The sequence below is a fragment of the Chryseobacterium sp. CS3K3.1 genome (assembly GCF_059515165.1).
In genome coordinates this window covers 1-17,910 of record NZ_JCAKRV010000020.1, presented here as the reverse complement: position 1 = coordinate 17,910, position 17,910 = coordinate 1, and the positions used below count along the sequence as shown (strand labels likewise).

General features: G+C 35.2%; 15 protein-coding genes. 1 reads left to right on the top strand and 14 read right to left on the bottom strand.

Going from position 1 to position 17,910, the window contains the following annotated elements; all coding sequences use genetic code 11:
* Positions 1–273: 273 nt before the first annotated feature.
* On the bottom strand, positions 274–1,404 hold the full coding sequence (gene dnaN, locus AC5YGI_RS17355) for a DNA polymerase III subunit beta (RefSeq protein ID WP_034699704.1): 1,131 nt from the start codon (positions 1,402–1,404) through the stop codon (positions 274–276).
* 183 nt (positions 1,405–1,587) lie between these two features.
* Here dnaN and AC5YGI_RS17350 point away from each other — a divergent pair, with 183 nt between their 5' ends.
* Entirely contained in the window at positions 1,588–1,944 is a 357-nt protein-coding gene (locus tag AC5YGI_RS17350) for a diacylglycerol kinase family protein (RefSeq protein WP_330746888.1), read from the top strand.
* A gap of 134 nt (positions 1,945–2,078) precedes the next feature.
* On the opposite strand, the gene AC5YGI_RS17345 is transcribed toward AC5YGI_RS17350, so the two are convergent.
* The 13 genes from AC5YGI_RS17345 to AC5YGI_RS17285 form a co-directional block, all read right to left on the bottom strand.
* Positions 2,079–2,537 (bottom strand): GyrI-like domain-containing protein, encoded by a 459-nt coding sequence (locus AC5YGI_RS17345; RefSeq protein ID WP_330746889.1) that lies wholly within the window; start codon positions 2,535–2,537, stop codon positions 2,079–2,081.
* 266 nt (positions 2,538–2,803) lie between these two features.
* Positions 2,804–3,136, bottom strand: a complete 333-nt coding sequence (locus AC5YGI_RS17340; protein ID WP_330746890.1) for a gamma-glutamylcyclotransferase family protein — start codon at positions 3,134–3,136, stop codon at positions 2,804–2,806.
* Complete coding sequence (locus AC5YGI_RS17335) at positions 3,136–3,765, bottom strand: SGNH/GDSL hydrolase family protein (RefSeq protein WP_330746891.1); 630 nt, start codon at positions 3,763–3,765, stop codon at positions 3,136–3,138. Before AC5YGI_RS17335 ends, AC5YGI_RS17340 begins: the two co-directional genes overlap by 1 nt.
* Before the next feature lie 466 nt (positions 3,766–4,231).
* On the bottom strand, positions 4,232–4,645 hold the full coding sequence (locus tag AC5YGI_RS17330) for a barstar family protein (protein ID WP_330746892.1): 414 nt from the start codon (positions 4,643–4,645) through the stop codon (positions 4,232–4,234).
* Complete coding sequence (locus AC5YGI_RS17325; RefSeq protein ID WP_330746893.1) at positions 4,626–8,321, bottom strand: phosphoribosylformylglycinamidine synthase; 3,696 nt, start codon at positions 8,319–8,321, stop codon at positions 4,626–4,628. The genes AC5YGI_RS17330 and AC5YGI_RS17325 overlap by 20 nt, the downstream gene beginning before the upstream one ends.
* 26 nt (positions 8,322–8,347) lie before the next feature.
* Positions 8,348–9,349: a PDDEXK nuclease domain-containing protein gene (locus AC5YGI_RS17320; RefSeq protein ID WP_309513485.1), complete on the bottom strand. Its 1,002-nt coding sequence runs from the start codon at positions 9,347–9,349 to the stop codon at positions 8,348–8,350.
* Positions 9,350–9,556: 207 nt separating this feature from the next.
* Positions 9,557–10,984: a serine hydrolase gene (locus tag AC5YGI_RS17315; protein WP_330746895.1), complete on the bottom strand. Its 1,428-nt coding sequence runs from the start codon at positions 10,982–10,984 to the stop codon at positions 9,557–9,559.
* A gap of 17 nt (positions 10,985–11,001) precedes the next feature.
* A complete protein-coding gene (locus AC5YGI_RS17310; protein WP_496169050.1) occupies positions 11,002–11,973 on the bottom strand; it encodes a WG repeat-containing protein in 972 nt (323 codons plus the stop codon).
* Positions 11,974–12,001: 28 nt separating this feature from the next.
* Positions 12,002–13,027, bottom strand: a complete 1,026-nt coding sequence (locus AC5YGI_RS17305; protein ID WP_496169049.1) for a hypothetical protein — start codon at positions 13,025–13,027, stop codon at positions 12,002–12,004.
* A 43-nt stretch (positions 13,028–13,070) separates the two neighbouring features.
* Positions 13,071–14,498, bottom strand: coding sequence for an adenylosuccinate lyase (gene purB, locus AC5YGI_RS17300; protein ID WP_002977968.1), 1,428 nt, complete (start codon positions 14,496–14,498; stop codon positions 13,071–13,073).
* A 937-nt stretch (positions 14,499–15,435) separates the two neighbouring features.
* Positions 15,436–15,579 carry a bacteriocin-like protein gene (locus AC5YGI_RS17295; protein ID WP_156121528.1) on the bottom strand — a complete coding sequence of 48 codons (144 nt, stop codon included), beginning with the start codon at positions 15,577–15,579 and terminating at the stop codon, positions 15,436–15,438.
* Positions 15,580–16,511: 932 nt separating this feature from the next.
* On the bottom strand, positions 16,512–16,985 hold the full coding sequence (locus AC5YGI_RS17290) for a hypothetical protein (RefSeq protein ID WP_330746900.1): 474 nt from the start codon (positions 16,983–16,985) through the stop codon (positions 16,512–16,514).
* 66 nt (positions 16,986–17,051) lie between these two features.
* Positions 17,052–17,910, bottom strand: an 859-nt coding sequence (locus AC5YGI_RS17285; protein ID WP_496169047.1) for an RHS repeat-associated core domain-containing protein, incomplete at its 5' end; no start/stop codon positions are given.

Below are 17,910 nucleotides of genomic sequence, written 5' to 3'. Positions count from 1 at the left end.
GCAAAAGTATACAAAAGTTCAAGACAGGAATCATCCGCTAAAAATTTGAATGTACTCCTAAAATTTCCAAACTCGCATGGATCGTCCGGTTCTTCTTCGGTTCTAAATTTTGTCCATGCTCAAACAATGGAAATTTTTTAACGGATTACATTTAAATTTTCTTAACGCTCCTGATTCCTAAGTCGATTAGCCCCTATTTACAACTATAAGTCAGAGAGCAGACTACAAAAAAAGCCGGAGAATTCCGGCTTTCTATTATTTGTTATCTTACTATTACAATCCGATAACCGGCATTGATAACATTAAGATATTTTCGTTTTCTTCAAGACCATCAAGAGGTTCGATGATCCCCGGTCTGTTAGGCTGAGACATTTTCATGGTAATATCGTCAGATCCTAAAATCGTCAGCATTTCTGTTAAGAATTTTGAGCTGAATCCGATATTGATATCTTCTCCGTTGTAATCACAAGGAATCTGCATGTCTGCTTTGTTGGCATATTCAGTATCTTCTGCATGAAGGTGAAGAATATTTCCGGAAAGCTTGAATCTTACCTGGTTGGTAGATTTGTTAGACATAATAGATGCTCTTTTGATAGCTCCTAACAACAGATTTCTGTTGATGGTCAATACATTTGGATTTTCTTTTGGAATTACCGCAGTATAGTTCGGATATTTTCCGTCAATCAGTCTGCAGATCCAGATATGCTTACCAAAAGTAAACTTAGCCATATTCTCATTGAAGTCGATGGTAACGTCTTCATTGGAACTAGCCAGGATATTTTTGAAAATGTTAAGAGGCTTTTTAGGCATGATAAACTCCATCGGCTCAGCATTCATCAGGTCTGCTCTTTTGTATACCACCAATCTGTGGGAGTCTGTAGAAACGAAATTGGTTTCATTTTCTCCAAACTGGAAAAGCACTCCTGTCATTACCGGACGAAGAGAGTCGTTACTTGTAGCGAATAGTGTGTTTGTCAATGCTTCAGACAATACTCCTGCCGGCATTGTTACACTTTGGGAAGCGTCGAATTCCGGTAATTCAGGATAGTCATCAGCATTGTCTAATGCTACTGCGAAATTATCTTTTTCATCTAAAATCTCAAGCTGGCTTCCGGTACCTTCAGCATTGTCTTTTACAACAAATGTCAGAGGCTGTTCACCATATGTCTTGATAAAATCCTGAAAAATTTTAGCAGGAACAGCAAATTTACCTGTATCATCAGACTTTACTTCCAGGGAAGTAACAAGAGTTGTCTCACCGTCAGATGCTGTAATGGTAACATTATTTCCGTCTAATTCAAAAAGATAGTTTTCTAAAATCGGTCTCGATTGAGAGCTTGATATTACGCCACTTACAGTTTGCAAAGCCTTCTGCAGTTCACCACTTGAAATAATAAATTTCATAGATTTATAAAATAAGTTTCTACAAATATAATAAATAGATACAACAAAGAAAAGAATAATATGGAGGAGTTTTTAACAAAGATCCTTAATTTGTTTTGAGCCTTGATATTATGCTTATATTTCTTCGGGCAACTCTATTTTATCAAAATACAAAGACTATCTTTGTCTCAAAAGTTTAAAATTATGCAAAAACCTCCCATCCATAAAAGTTTTCTCAATGCTTTCCGGGGTGTTTTTATGATGATTAAAACAGAAAGAAATTTCCAGATTGAGCTTCTGGCATTTTTTGTCAATCTCTTCCTTATTTTTTATTTCAACCTGAGCAGCACAGACACCGCTTTGGTTATTATCGCTTCAGTCGCTGTTTTAAGTGCTGAAATTTTTAATACCGCTATTGAAAAGATCTGTGATATCATTCAGCCTGATTTCGACAAAAGAATTGGCTTTATTAAAGACATTGCTGCCGGAGCTGTATTGCTGACGGCCATTGCATCTGTGATTGTCGGAGTCTTGGTGTATGGGAAATATGTTTTCAGTTAAAATGGGGGAATTATTGAAAAATGCTGCTAAACCACCCCGTCAAAAATTCTTTGAATTTTTGACACCCCTCCAAAGGAGGGGAATATCACGTCTTCAGTTCAAAGGTCTGTGAAAGTATGAGATTTTTCACTTTTTTATTTTACAGCGATGAAGATATCTACTTCGGCATCTGAAGGATTTTGTGCTTTTTCTCCATACACTTCAAAATCGGCGGTAAATGTTCTGTTCAAATCCATTTCCCAGATTTTTAACCATTCGTTGATAACCAACCCTTTTGAAAGATCTCCTTTTGTGGTAAATTTCAGATATTCTCCTCCATCAAAAGTATAGCCGACCATTCCTTCCGGGATATTATCTAGGTTTTCCACTTTACATCCAAGAACTGTTGTATAAGGCTTTGTATGGTCTTTTTCGTAATCGGTGTAGATAGAATAAATGGTATTGTCTATTTTATTTGGAATTGAATTGACAATATTCTTGCTGATCATTTTTTCCCATAGTACAGGAATATCTTTTCCTGCCTGTCCATTTTCATTGGTTGTTCTTACTGCAATACCGATTACCTTAAAAGGTCCGATTTTTACTTTATTCATATCTTGATTTTTTGTTATGACAAAGATAAAAACAGGTTGTGACAAGGGTATGTCAGTAGTTTTTTTTAAATTTGGGCTAAAGCCAATGGATTTATTTTATAAGATAAGTGGACTAAAGCCCACTTCTATTGAATATTAAATTGGTCATATTAGTAGAAAAGCACATATTAAGTCTAAAAGTTACTCCATTTGCAAAAGCTGTGAGAAAACTTCATATTTAGATTCCTTGCTTTGCCCGGAATGACAATGTTTTAAAAGATGAGAAACTATTTTCCGACATAGATAAATCCTTTTTTCCTGGATTTAAAGACTGTTTCTATTCTTTTATAATCATCTACTTCATATTCGTCTGCCTGGAGGATCTCTTCATCTGTCACTTCAAAAAGTACTCCTTCTATCTCATCCTCATTGTTTCCTGAAAACTCCAGTACAGGATGGTATTTCTGGCCGCTTTTTCTCAGGACTTCAGGATCTGTGATTTCAAGCATGTTTAATTTGTAGCCTGATAAAACATCTTTTTCACCCTGCAAATGTCTTCCGAAAGTTTCAAGCTGTACCTGCTCTTTCTGCAGGGTTCCATAAGAAAATAAATTAGGCATTACAGATACTTTTCAATGATTGGTATTGCGATTTCGGCCATCATTCCATAGCCTTTTTCATTTGGATGTACACCGTCTGCAGAAAGCAGAATTTCTTTATCATCTAGGAAAGCAGAATAAAAATCTATATATCCCAATGAGTCTTCTGCCGCAATATTTTTCAAAATCTGATTATATGTGACAACATCTTCGTTGATTCTTTTCTTCCCTGAACTTACCACTACTCCATCTATTTTTTGAGAAAAAGGAAGAATACTTACGAGATAAATGGTATTGGAAAACTGCCTGGCATGGGCAACAGCTTCTTTGATATTGGTTTTAAATTTTTCAGGATCTACGATCTGTACTCCATCTTTTACCGCAAGATCATTGGCTCCATAACTTAGAAAAACGATATTTCCATCAGCAGAATTTCTTGCAGCCAATTCATGAGGAATTCTTTTGAGTAATCCTTCTGTGGTTTCTCCTCCTATTCCGAGATTGAAGAGAATCAGTTCATCTCCATTTCCTTCATGAAATTTCTGCAGGGCATATCTTTTCAGAATATCTACCCATCCGCCAAAAACTCCGTCATATTCTCCATAGGTAATGCTGTCACCGAAGAACAGCCCGTAAATAATTTTCTTCATTGAACTTTATTGTTTCCTGTTTTGTTGAAGTAAAAGTATTAAGAAAAAATTGTTTAAGGGAAATAATTCTCCTTAATTTATATGATTTTTAGCGCAAAAGGCGCTAATGGTATTAACTTTTATGTTTTCGTTCGCAAGGGCGTTTCACTTAGCTATCGACCAATTTGTACCCTGGTCGAATAAACTTATTTGAACCATTAAGATTTTTGAAGGAGTGAAGAAGTATTAAGGTAATAGCACAGCTATTAATTAGCAGCCTACTTTATTCATCATCGATGAATCTTAACTTTCCTTATAATCTTTATTATTCTTAATGGTTAATAATATATTCTGTTTTTTTGACGCAAAGATTTTTATTGTGAGTGTGTTGATTCAAGGAAGCAAAGAAGGAATCAACAAGTTGATTGGACGAAGCTAGCTGGAAAATTTCATCGTTTAAAAATTTCCACTCATTACTCAATACTCATCATTCCAGGCTCAGCGTAATATTCATATGTGATTCTATAATTTCAATCAGGATTTCAAAAAGTGTTTGTCCTTTTCCTTCGATCAATTCATTTAATTTCTGTTGAATGAGTTCTGTATTGAAGGGTTTTCCCTGTCTGATCTTGTTTTCATAGAATTCACGGGTGGCATTAAAACCAAGGTCTTCTTTTGACTTTTCTGATTCTTTCCAGATGATTTCAATTTCTTCTTTGCCTTCGATTACTCCAAACCCTCCGTAAAGGATGTCATCAAAACCATCTAATGTCCCTACTTTCCAGTCTGTATCTTTCATCAGAACACTGGAAACTTCTTCGTAGAAACCTCTTAAAGACGAAAAATGACCGCCATGGATGACGATCATTTTTCTTGTATTGTTATTTGAAGTATTCAACACCGTTTTTGAATATGTTGTGATAATTCGCGGTTGGTATATTCTTCATGAGACCTTCTGCAAAACGTTCAGGATGGCCCATTCTTCCGTAGATTTTTCCACATGGACTGGTGATTCCTTCGATTCCAAATAAAGAGTTATTAGGATTGAATGGCATTCCGTGTGCGATGTTTCCGTCAAGATCAATGTATTGGGTAGCAATCTGCCCGTTTTCATATAATTTCTTAATCTCTTCTTCTGAAGCCATGAAACGTCCTTCTCCGTGGGAAATCGGAATTGTGAAAGTTTGTCCTTTCATTCCTTTTAACCAAGGGCTTTCATCATTCACTACTTGTACAGTAACCATCTGAGAGATATGTCTTCTGATCGCATTGTGAGCTAACGTTGGAGAGTTTTCATCCAGATCTTTGATTCTTCCGTAAGGTAACAATCCTGATTTCACAAGCGCCTGGAATCCGTTACAGATCCCAATGATCATTCCGTCTCTGTCTAATAATTCATGAACTGCATTTTTCATTTTCTCGTTTTTCAGAACGTTGACAATGAATTTTGCAGAACCATCCGGCTCATCCCCTGCGGAGAAACCACCTGAGAATGCCAGAATCTGAGAAGTTCTGATCTCTTCTACCCATGCATCAATGCTTTCATCCAGTAACTGATGATTGATATTGATTAAAGGCAAGCTGCTTACTACAGCACCTTCTTTCTGGAATGCATTCAGCGTGTCATACTCACAGTTGGTTCCCGGGAATACCGGAGCAAATACTTTCGGCTGTGCGATTCCGTGTTTTTTGATGATGATATTTCTTGGATGGATTGAGTTTGATTTTTCATCAATTTCAACCGTGATCTTTTCTTTTTCTACAGTAGGGAAGAGATTCTCGAATGTACAAGTGAAACTGGATTCAAGATTTGAAATTTGAAATTTGAAATTGTTGATGCTCAAAGTTTCATCCTCAACTACTTTTCCGATCAACTGAAGAGCAGCCGAGCTTAATTCTTCTTTAGTTTCAATGATCAGGCTACCGATATTTTTAGCTAATAAAACAGCTTCGTCAGCATTGATTTCAGCTCCTAATCTGTTACCGAAACTCATTTTTGCTAAAGCTACTGCCAAACCTCCTTCTTTCACTGTTTTTACAGAAACAATTTTTCCTGCTTTGATGTTTTCGAAAATGAATTCAAAAGCTTCTTTTAAAGCATCATAGTTTGGAAGTCCGCTTTCCTGAGCAACGTGATTGAAGAAATACAGTTTGTTCCCTGCACTTTTCAATTCAGGAGAGATGATATTTTCTTTATCTCCGTTGGCACATGCAAAAGAAATCAAGGTCGGCGGAACATTCAGATCCTGGTAGGTTCCACTCATGGAATCTTTTCCTCCAATCGCTGCAAGACCTAAATTGATCTGCGCATTGTAAGCTCCTAAAAGTGAAGCTAGAGGTTTACCCCATTTTTCAGGATTTTGCCCCAATTTTTCGAAGTATTCCTGAAAGCTTAGTCTGATGTTTTTATAATCACCTCCCATCGCCACAATCTTCGCCACACTCTCTACAACAGCATAAGATGCTCCTAACAGTGAGTTTTGCTTTGAGATTTCAGCATCGAATCCCCAGCTCGCCAAAGAAACGGTTTTAATATCTTTTGCTCCTAAGATCGGTAGTGTCTGCACACTTCCTTCCATAAGGGTCTGCTGGTATTTACCACCTAAAGGCATTGCTACTGTGGTTGCCCCAATTGAAGAGTCGAACATTTCAAGCAGTCCTTTCTGGGAAGCTACATTTTTATCTTTTAAGATGTTCAGGAAGTTTTCTGCTGTGAAAGCTTTTGTTTCTTCTTTTACTTCTTCAAGGTGAGTGATTTTCACTTCCTGAGATTTTGAACATCCGTTGGTATCTAAGAAAGCTCTTGAAAGGTCTACAATTTTGTCTCCTTTCCAGAACATCTGCATTCTTCCTGAATCTGTCACTTTTGCTACTTCTACCGCAACAATGTTTTCAGCTTCACAGAATTTAATGAATTTTTCTTTATCCTGAGGATCCACAACTACCGCCATTCTTTCCTGAGATTCGGAAATAGCCAGCTCGGTTCCGTTTAATCCTTCATATTTTAATGGTAATACATCAAGGTTTACTTCTAAAGAGTCTGCAATTTCACCGATTGCTACAGAAACTCCTCCTGCTCCGAAGTCGTTTGATTTTTTGATCAGCTTTGTTACCTCAGGATTTCTGAATAATCTCTGGATTTTACGCTCTTCTACAGCGTTTCCTTTCTGAACTTCAGAACTCATCGTGTGGATAGAAGTTTCGTCCTGCTCTTTTGAACTTCCGCTTGCTCCTCCTACTCCGTCACGACCTGTTGCTCCTCCTAAGATAATGATAGAGTCACCATTTTCAGGCTTCTCACGTCTTACCCAGTCTACAGGAACAGCTCCTGTAACGAAACCTACTTCCATTCTCTTGGCTTTGTAGCCTTCGTCATAGATTTCAGAAACCATTGTAGTGGCAAGACCGATCTGGTTACCATAAGATGAATATCCGTTGGCAGCCTGTTTGGTAATGGTTTTCTGAGGGAGTTTTCCTGGTAAAGTTTTGTCAACAGATTCCAAAACATCTGCAGCTCCCGTTAATCTCATCGCCTGGAAAACGAAAGATCTTCCGGATAACGGGTCTCTGATAGCACCTCCCAAGCAAGTAGATGCTCCACCAAACGGTTCAATTTCCGTAGGGTGATTGTGCGTTTCGTTTTTGAATAATAAATACCAAGGTTCTTTTTTACCGTCATATTCTGCTTCGATCTGAATGGTACATGCATTGATCTCATCAGAAATAACAAGGTTATCAAGATTCCCTGTTTTATGGAAATATTTACCGCATACTGTTGCCAGGTCCATTAAGGAAATTGGCTTCAGCTCACGGCCTAAGAATTTTCTTTTTTCGATATAATCATTGAAAATAGTTTCCAATGTGTGTTTGAACTGACCTTCAAACTGAATGTCTGACAATTCTGTCTCGAATGTCGTGTGACGACAGTGGTCGCTCCAATAGGTGTCTAATACTTTTAATTCTGTTTCCGTAGGATTTCTTTCTTCAGTTTTGAAGTATTCCTGAATGAATTTCAGGTCATCCAATCCTAATGCAAAGCCGTGGCTGTTATAGAAGTTCTCAAGTTCTGCATCATTGAAATTGATGAAGTTTTCGTGGATAATTACTTTTGACGGGGTTTCATCTGCAGGAATATCCAGAATGGATAAGTCTTTTTCCTGAGATTCTACTTTGTTGATCAAAAGGTCTTTGATTTTAGCCAAATCCGCTTCAGAAACTCCTTCAAATTCGATTAATTTTCCACTTCTTACTTTTGATTTTTCATTTTCTGTCAGTAAAGCGATACACTGCTGTGCAGAATCTGCTCTCTGATCATACTGACCTGGCAAAAATTCCATCCCGAAATGAATAGCTTTTGCAGGGTTTTCTGTATGTAAAATATCAGTAACAGGGTCTACGAAAGTGTTGTTCACCACTTTTTCAAATTCTCCGTCATTCAGGTTGAAAATATCATACACATTGTATACTTTCACACTTTGAACTGCCGGGACAACCGCTTTTACTTCATCAAAAATTTTTGGACTTTCAACATCGAAAATTCCTCTTTTTTCTACGAAAATTCTTTTGTTATTAGACATTAGATGTCAGATTTTTAATATTAGATTTATTTTTTATTTTCAAATTTATTTCTTGCTATCTCTATTGAACGATGCAATTTTTCAAGCAAAACTTTTTCTGAAGGTAAGATAAGTAAATATTCTGCTACTTTTATATTATCCCCTTCCAGATTCATGAGTTCTATATGTTCGGAATTTTTCCCGGAACAAAGTATTAAACCAATGGGAGGGTTTTCACCTTCTACTTTTTCATATTTATTAAGGTATGAGAGATAAAGCTCCATCTGCCCTTTATGGCTGGCTTCAAATTCACCTAATTTCAGTTCGATAACGACTAAAGACTTTAATTTCCTATGATAGAAAAGTAAATCCAGATAGTAATCTCTGTTATCTATTGTGATTCTTTTCTGTCTTGAAAGAAATGCAAAATCACTTCCTAATTCAGAAATGAATTTTTGAAGTTCTACGATAATGGCTTCTTCTAAATCTTTTTCAGAAAAGGTATCTTTCAATTCTAAAAAATCTAGAAAATAGGGATCTTTAAAAACTAAGTCAGGGTTTAAAATATTATTTTCAGACCAGTTTTTCAGTTCTTTATCTATTATTTCTTCAGGCTTTTTGCTTATTGCTGTTCGTTCAAAAAGCAGAGAATTGATTTTTTCTCTCAAGACTCTGACACTCCAATTTTCAATTTTACAAACTTCAAGATAAAAGTTTCTTTTAGTATCTTGCGAAATAGGAATAAGAAGCAGAAAGTGAGTCCATGATAATTGTCGCATCGCTGATGCGACAATATTAAAATCACTAAAAACAGACGCAAACTGCATCATTTTTCGGATATTTTTCTCAGAAAATGAATTTCCAAATTCTAAGGTAAGTTGTTGAGAGATTTGTACAATAACTTCTTTACCATACTCTGCTCTCTTATTATCTAAAACATCTTCATTTATTCTTTTTCCTATCTCCCAGTACAAAACCACCATTGCCGAGTTTACCTGAGCAGCGACCTGACTTCTTGTCTTGTCTACCAGCTCCTTAAGATCGGTCATTAATTGTTGATGATTTTGATTCTGTAACATTATTAAAAATTAGATGTCAGATTTTTAATATTAGATTTATTTTTCTTTTTTACTTTTTCTGAGTTAAAGTTTTTTCTTTAAACCCATCTATATTGGAAATTTTTGAAAGAGATTTTCCCTCCAATCATTATTCTGTACAAATTTACTCTTTTACTTTCTTTTTCCTCTAACTTTTTCTTATAAAACAAATGCCAGATTATTATCTTTTGTACCATCATTATTGGATGTTTTTTTAGAGGCTCCAATCCATTCTTCTTTATTCAATACCAATCTAAAAGAATACGTTTTTCCTTTTTCAAAACGAGATACCGGAACTTCCAATTCATAGTGGTTTTTATCCTTTTGTACCATTTGATAATCTTTGTTTTCGGAATCCCAGTCATTGAAACTTCCTGCTACAGAGACGGTATGAAGAAGGCCAGCATCTAAATTTACAGGATGAGCATAAGAGAAGATCAATTTATCTCCTTTCACAGTATATCCATATACCTGTTTTTTATCTGAAGTGGAAATAAGATCTCCCACTAAACTGCTGGTACCATGATAAAGTGCAGAAAATGTTTCAGCTCCATTGACATTCACAATGATACAGACTCCGATATTCAACTCCGGAAATACTGTAAATAAGCTGTTTATTCCAAAAGACCCACCATGTTTATATCCTCTTTTACCATGTTCTGTAATCAGATATTTGTCCCAGAAATATCCAACCCACGCTTCTTTGCTATTATCAATATTTCTTTGAGATTCCTGTGCTATTTTATTGTTTGAGTTGAGCTCTTGTTTTAAAAATTTCACCATATCTACCATTGTGGATTGAGTTTTAGACCCTCCTGCTCCCCATAAAAGACTTTTTGAGACTGGCATCAAACGACCATTTTCAAAATATCCATTGGCCTGAATTTCATTTTTACCGAGTTCCAGTTTGGTATGATCCATCCCATTTTTTGAAAAGATATTTTCTTTCAAAAGGGTTTCGTAGCTTTTCCCATATATATTTTCCAGCATAAGGCCGGTTAATTCCAGGCTTGTATTGCTGTATTTATATTTTGTACCAGGTTCTGCTTCTAATTTTACAGTAGCCAATTCTCTTTTAAAATTTTCCTTTGTATATCCTTCCACCAGATTACTGTATAAAAAAGCGGTTTCATCCGTCATATTTTTTCTCAGTTCATCATCAATAGGAAGATTTCTAGGCAAAGCAGTTTCATACGAAATCAAATCTCTCACTTTTATAGGAACTCCATTGTATTCTAAGTTTGGATAAGGGTCTTTCAGAAATTTACGTACATCATCATCAAGGCTTACTTTTCCATCCAACACAGCTTGCGCCAGCAATTGGCCTGTAAAAAGTTTGGTAATGGAAGCTATCGCAAAATAAGTACTATCGTTTGCTTTATTACCTTTTCCTTTATCAATCTCCCCAAAGTGTTTGATATAAATTTTCCCATCCTTTACAACACCTACAGAAACAGAGTATGCTTTTGATTCTTTTGCCACTTCCTGAGCAGCTGCATCAATGATTGAATAAACCGCTTTATCTGTTTGTGCATAATTTCTCACAAATCCCAAAGCTAGCATCAATACTATTATACGTTTTCTCATCTTCTGAGTAAATTCTGCTACTTGTTTATAAATTTATTCGGATTATCCTTATGTTCTTTCTGAAAGTCTTCTGCATTTTTTATTTCTTCTTTCAGCCAGTTTTCAAAAGGAACTTTCTTTTCATTAAAATCCTCAATGGCATAAAATGTTTTACCATCTTCTGAAACCAGAAACTTGAAGCGGTAAAGCATATCTAAATCTTTCTTCCTATCATTATAAGTATTCACCTGATAATAGGGAAAATTTTCTTTTGGTCTTTCTACGATTTCAAAAAACAGATTCTTTTCTTTTTCAGATAATTTGTCATAAAAATTCACATAATAAAGATCTGACAGTTTTTTCTTCTGCTTTTCAAAGAACTGAAGGATATTCTTCTCCTTTTCATTGTACTGAAACGGGTTCGGGTAGTATTTCCCGTCTATTTCAACATCCTTTTCTGATGGTTTTGCCAATGGCTGAACCGTTTCTCCTTTGACATTCATCACTCCCCATTTTCCGCCTACAATGGATCTGTGCTCGTCATTTGTTTTTTCCCAATCACAGCCGTCACAAAATGCAGCATAACCGTAATTGAAGGGGAATGCAAAATTATGCTCAGCTTCAATGACAATTTTTCCGTTTCGGTCTGCAAATCCTACTTTACCATTTTTAACCAGTCTTCTTACCCCTTCAGAGAAATAATCTGCTCCATTGTCAAAAAGGAAAGGCTGATACAGGAATTTTCCATTTCTGTCATACACATAGCCCCATGCATTTTTCTCCGGTTCTTCGCCTTCTTTAGTTCCGTCAAAAAGAATGGTTTCTCCTTCTACAGGATCTTCATCTTTTAGGAATGAAAAGACTTTGAACTGTGCAGGAACAATTATTTTTCCTGCTTTATCTTTTACTCCTACTAAAGAATCTTTGGATTTGAAATAATGTAAACCTTCTTTAGCCTGAGAAAAAGAAATGATTGGTATCAGTATGATGGTTAAAAGTATTTTTTTCATTGAATTGGAGATGGTTTCAAAGCTTAATTTACTCGTCTTTAGTGAGATCTGTTTTCTTACGCGAATTTACAATAATATAATACTTATTAGCAACATCATAGTCTATAGAATTGTTTAGCTTCCACTTTTGATAACCTTCATAATCAAACTGATGATTTTCTGGCGGACTTAATAAATAGTTATACTGCTCCATTAAATATTCGTCTGTGAAACCATCATTTCTAAGTTTTGTGAAGAACGAAATCAATTTATCTACTGTGAAATTACCTTCTTTAATTGGTGTGGAATTTTTTTTCGTCTTATAATCTATAAAACCATTAATTCCCGCCATGTGAAAATCTAAAAGTATTCCAGGAATTCCTGAAGCTCTTTCATATTTATCAATATTCTCATATATCCATTTCATCTTATTTGTAGCACTACTCATGGTGATTCTTAATAATACCGTGTCACGAGCAGCAACAGGTGCATAAATAATATTCGAATATCTTGTTAAAGGATTATTTTGTACAATTTGTGCTGGTTGTAAATTCTTTAAAAATTCGTCATGCATTTTATCCAGAACTAAAGTATCATTCCCTTTTTGGCTTATTTCTGAAATAAAAACCCAAAAACCTGCATCATAAACTCTTACATTAATCAATCTGTTAAGATGGTGAAAATAGCTGCTGATTCCGTGAAGCTTGAACTTTCCATCTTTAAAGGTTACTCCTTTATTTACTTTTTCATTTTCTTTAGGAGTATATTTTCTTTCAGCTAAATCTCTATAATAATGATTTAAAAGCCTTTCTTCGTCAAGAAAAGCCGGAATAATTTTGAATTTAAATAATGCATCGTTACTCTTATTTTCATATTCTGCAGCAAAAACACTATCATTTTTGGAGTTTGTAAACAATGCCGTCCTGGAAAAGTCACCCAAACTAACAGGAGCGGTAATCCCTGAAACCATATGGCTAAAATCAGCATCGGATCTGATTTTTTTATTAGGTTTTAAATCCTGAGAAAATATCATCACAGGAAATAAAGATAAAATAAAAAACAGGTAAATCTTCATACGAATTAAATAAAATATGCAGCCCAAAAGACTGCATATTGTTTTATACTTTAAGATCAGCTTCCAATCCAATTAAGTCCTTGTTTTGGTCTATAATCGGCTGCACTTCATTTTTGATGAATTCCTCCGTCTGGATCGGCGCGAAACCAATAAAGTTTTTAGGATCTAAAACTTCTTTCAGTTTTGATTTGTCTAGTTTTAAAGAATTATCATTCAGGATTCTTTCAATAAGGTCGTTTTCTTTTCCTTCCTCTTTCACTTTCTTGGAAGCTTCCATAGAATGAACTCTGATTACCTCGTGGATTTCCTGACGGTCACCACCCGCTTTTACCTCTTCCATGATGATGTATTCTGTCGCCATGAAAGGAAGCTCTTCCATAATATGTTTGTTGATTCTGTTTGGATAAACAACAATTCCGTTCAGAATATTGTTCCAGATCAAAAGAATAGCATCCACAGCTAAAAACGCCTGAGGAATGGTTAATCTCTTGTTGGCAGAGTCGTCCAATGTTCTTTCAAACCATTGTGTAGAGGCCACCATTGCAGAACTTGTTGTCAGAGACATTACATATTTTGCCAATGCTCCGATTCTTTCACTTCTCATTGGGTTACGCTTATAAGCCATTGCCGATGAACCGATCTGGTTTTTCTCGAATGGCTCTTCAATTTCCTTAAGGTTTTGAAGCAGACGTAAATCGTTTGTGAATTTATGCGCAGATTGTGCAATATTTCCCAATAAAGCAACTACTTTTGCATCAATTTTTCTATCGTAAGTCTGTCCGGAAACTCCGAAAACTTTATCAAAGCCAAATCTTTTTGAAAGCTCTTTATCTAAGTGTTTTACTTTGGAATAATCACCGTTGAAAAGCTCAAGGAAACTTGCAGCTGTTCCTGTTGTTCCTTTTACTCCTCTGAAACGTAGGGTTTCAAGGAAGAAATCCAGTTCTTCGATGTCAAGAACCAGACTCTGTAACCAAAGCGTAGCTCTTTTCCCAACTGTTGTAAGCTGAGCCGGCTGGAAATGTGTGAATCCTAAAGTCGGAAGGTCTTTATATTGAATAGCAAAGTCTGCTAAGTTCTTCATCACGTTCACCAACTTTTTCTTTAAGATTAAAAGCCCGTCACGGATCTGAATTAAGTCTGTATTGTCTCCTACAAAAGCTGAAGTTGCTCCCAGGTGGATAATTCCTTTTGCTGAAGGCGCCACATCCCCATAAGCGTGAACGTGAGCCATTACATCATGACGGAATTTTTTTTCGTACTCTGCTGCTTTCTCATAATCGATGTTTTCAGCATTAGCTTTTAACTCAGCGATCTGCTCGTCTGTAATTTCAAGTCCAAGGTCTTTTTCGATTTCAGCAAGAGCTATCCAAAGCTTTCTCCAATTCTGGAATTTGTTATTATGTGAGAAGTTAAATAACATTTCTTCACTGGAGTAGCGCTCTTCCAATGGATTTTTGTAGGAATTCATTCGTTCTTTTACTTTTTAGATGTACAAAAATACGGTTTTTCAGTGAGAGATGAAAATCCAGATCTGATGATTTTCATTCATAATTTATACTTATACTTTTGTCTTGAAATCGAAGATTCGACGTAGTCAAACAAAAGTATACAAAGTTCAAGACGGGAATCATCCGCTAAAAATTGGAATGTACTCTTAAAATTTCTAAACTCGCATGGATCATCTGGTTCTGCTTCGGTTCTGAACAAGTCCCATGTTCAGACAGCGGATTTTTTTAACGGATTACATTCAAATTTTCTTAATGCTCCTGATTCCTAGGTCAGATATTAACGCAATAATCTACCTTTAGCATTGAATTGTTATCATCATAAAAGCTAGGAAAGTTCCTAAAATGGCTATAACTATTCCTAATATGTTCAGTGCTAATATTATAAATTCACCTCTTAAGTTTTTGAAAAATGTTGCAGCTGCAGGAAAGATAAAAACATTTGAAATCATTAACAGGGTAGAAAAATTTAAGCCTCCTTCAAAGAGACGAAAACCATTTCTTATTATATATATATTTACCAGTAATATTATAACATTCAAAAAAATGATACCAACAGCAAGAATATAATTTGTTCTGGATCGCACGAAAGTTCTGTAATTAAGATTGCAAAATAACATTTTTTTCATTTATACTTTTGCCTTGAAGCAAAAGTATGCAAAAGTTCAAGACGGGAATCATCCGCTAAAAATTTAAATGTACTCCTAAAATTTCCAAACTCGCATGAATCATTCGGTTCTGCTTCGGTACTGAGCAAGCCCCATGCTCAGACAGTGGAAATTTTTTCACGGATTACATTGAAATTTTCTTAACGCTCCTGATTCCTAAGTCGATTGGTGGTCAGCACATAAAAAAAGCTATCTCATTTCTGAGACAGCCTTTTTTACTATTTTTAATTAGTTAATCGATAATAAGCCCGCATGGTGATCCAACAGGGATACATTTTCTTTCCAGTGAGCACCAGAAGTATCCTGCAAGACACATTGGGATACCTCCCTGAACAGTTTTCAATTCTCTTTTTGAAAGTTTTCTTAAGTTTTTCATAGTAATATTTTTTGATTTTCTCCTACTCTATATGCTTTTCGGATTACGCTTTAATTTGGTAATACAATATACATATTTTTGGGATATGAAAATATAAGCTGTTCATTTCATATTGTTTACAATAATTTTTTTTTATCAACTTCGGATGATCATCCTTGTATATCTGTATAGTTTTTTAAAAAAAAGATAAAAAGAGACTGTATCAAAAGTGAGATAATCTCTTCTTTTCATCTAGCACACGATACAATCGTGTGAGAGCGGGGGCTCGCTTGTGCTCATTACCCATCATTAAGCTCATTACCCTAATTCCACTATCACATTGATATATATTAATATATAACAATATTATAAAATAAAAAAAATTTGGAATATTAAAATAAAGAAAACTTATATCATGAAGTTATAAAAGCAAAATTTATATGAATAAACCTTACGTAGCAACAAGGAAGATCATAGAATATAAACTCCTAATGAAAATTATCCCTATATAATAAGAAGTGTAACGGATAAAACCACTATTTATGCAGTAGCTTTTTCTTAATTACGGGCACGAGCGAGACGCTAGAACCAGCGGGGAGGATATTAAAGTATTCAATTAAAATTCCGGAAGTAATAATTTAAGAAGTTCATTATCTCTTAGCATAATACAAAGATACACCTACTAAACATTCCCACCAGCTTTTGAGACAGATCCAGTAATGATCTATATAACAATGATTACTTCTATGCTACTCTTGATTTACAAAAGAGCAAATAATTTGGGCTATAAAACCACAAAAAGATATATAACAATGGAACTTCAGGGTATATTACTGCAATTCTAATCGTATTTGTAGGTGGAGATCTTGGATCAAGTGCAAAGTTAAAAAAAATAAAAAAGGTCGGAATTTCTTCCGACCATCACTATCTAAAGAGTGCCTTTTTTGTATCATTTATCTCTGCATTTCTCCTGTTTCATTAGTAGCATAACCCTCCAGTATATTTATGCTTAAAAAAGAAGCATCTCTATTTATATCAGAGAATTTTTTTGCATTTTTTTTATAAATTATTGGTTTGTATTTTTCTTTATTTGATATATAGTCTGCAAACGAGTACTTTTTATTAACTGAATTAGATATTTCATAATTATCTTCTGATTCTTTGTTTATTAAAATAAGATTCGGTAATCTATTACTATAGTAAAAAGTAAAATAACCTCGATTCGATGTCTTTATATACCCATCTTTTGGCCTTGCAATCCCATAATATTTACCAGGAATTAAATAACAAGTTCCACCCCATCTCTTCCACATTGTAACATATTCTCCATTTGATGTCTTGAAAAAGGAACGACGCTGGTCTGACCAAAGAAATAAGCCTATACTAAGACAAGCCAATATAATAAGTGTCTTAAATATTTTTCTCATAATCAATATTATTTAGGACCACGTAATGGATTTGAAGATTGAGATTTATAAGCATTAACACGTCGTTCAGTATATTTTTTTATAACCAAGACTATGTCCTACTTTTTGTGCCATTTGGGTGGTTTGTCCTTCAGTAGCAAAGCTACGTTGCTGCCAACTTTGAAGAGCGTCAAATCCTAATCTTCCAGTCCCCCAAGTTAAACCATTATTTCCTGCAATATAGCCTGCTCCAAAGTTTCCAATATCTCTGGCTGAAGCAATTACGGTTACATTATCTGTTTTATCTCCTGTATTTACTGAAAATAGCAGACCTCGATATGTGTATTGTGTCACTGTCATTCCTTCAGGCCTTTGATCTGTTCCTCCTACTTCTCCATTAGGTCCATTTGTTTTAAAATCATATTTTTCATTACCTTTTCCATTCGCCATATAGTTAAAAATATTAGGTTCATTAGGTCCCATCAAATCATTAAGAAAATTATTACCACTCAAATCACCAGGACTTATTACAGCCCCTTCAACAGCTTTATTATCGTCTCCCATAAAAGAACGCGGTGTCAGAGAGTTGGCAATATGATGAGATGTATTAACATCATAATTCCCTTTGTCGTCAGCTAAATAAATTCCATTATTACCGTCATCTTTGGCATTTACTACAGTGTATGTTCCATCCTTATTATCTTTTACTCCTGTACTTGTCACACCACGGCCATCAGGGTCAATAAAACGGATTGGATTATTCATCGTGTAATTGTATGGTGACCATCTACGATATTGTTCAGCTAAAGGATCCACCACACCCCATCTTCCAATATCTGGCATATAAAATCTCGCTCCGTAGTCATACATACCACTTTCCTGCAGTTCCTTACCGTTGTACTTGTAATTATAGGGAACTCCTCCAAAAGGAGCAGGAACTATCAAC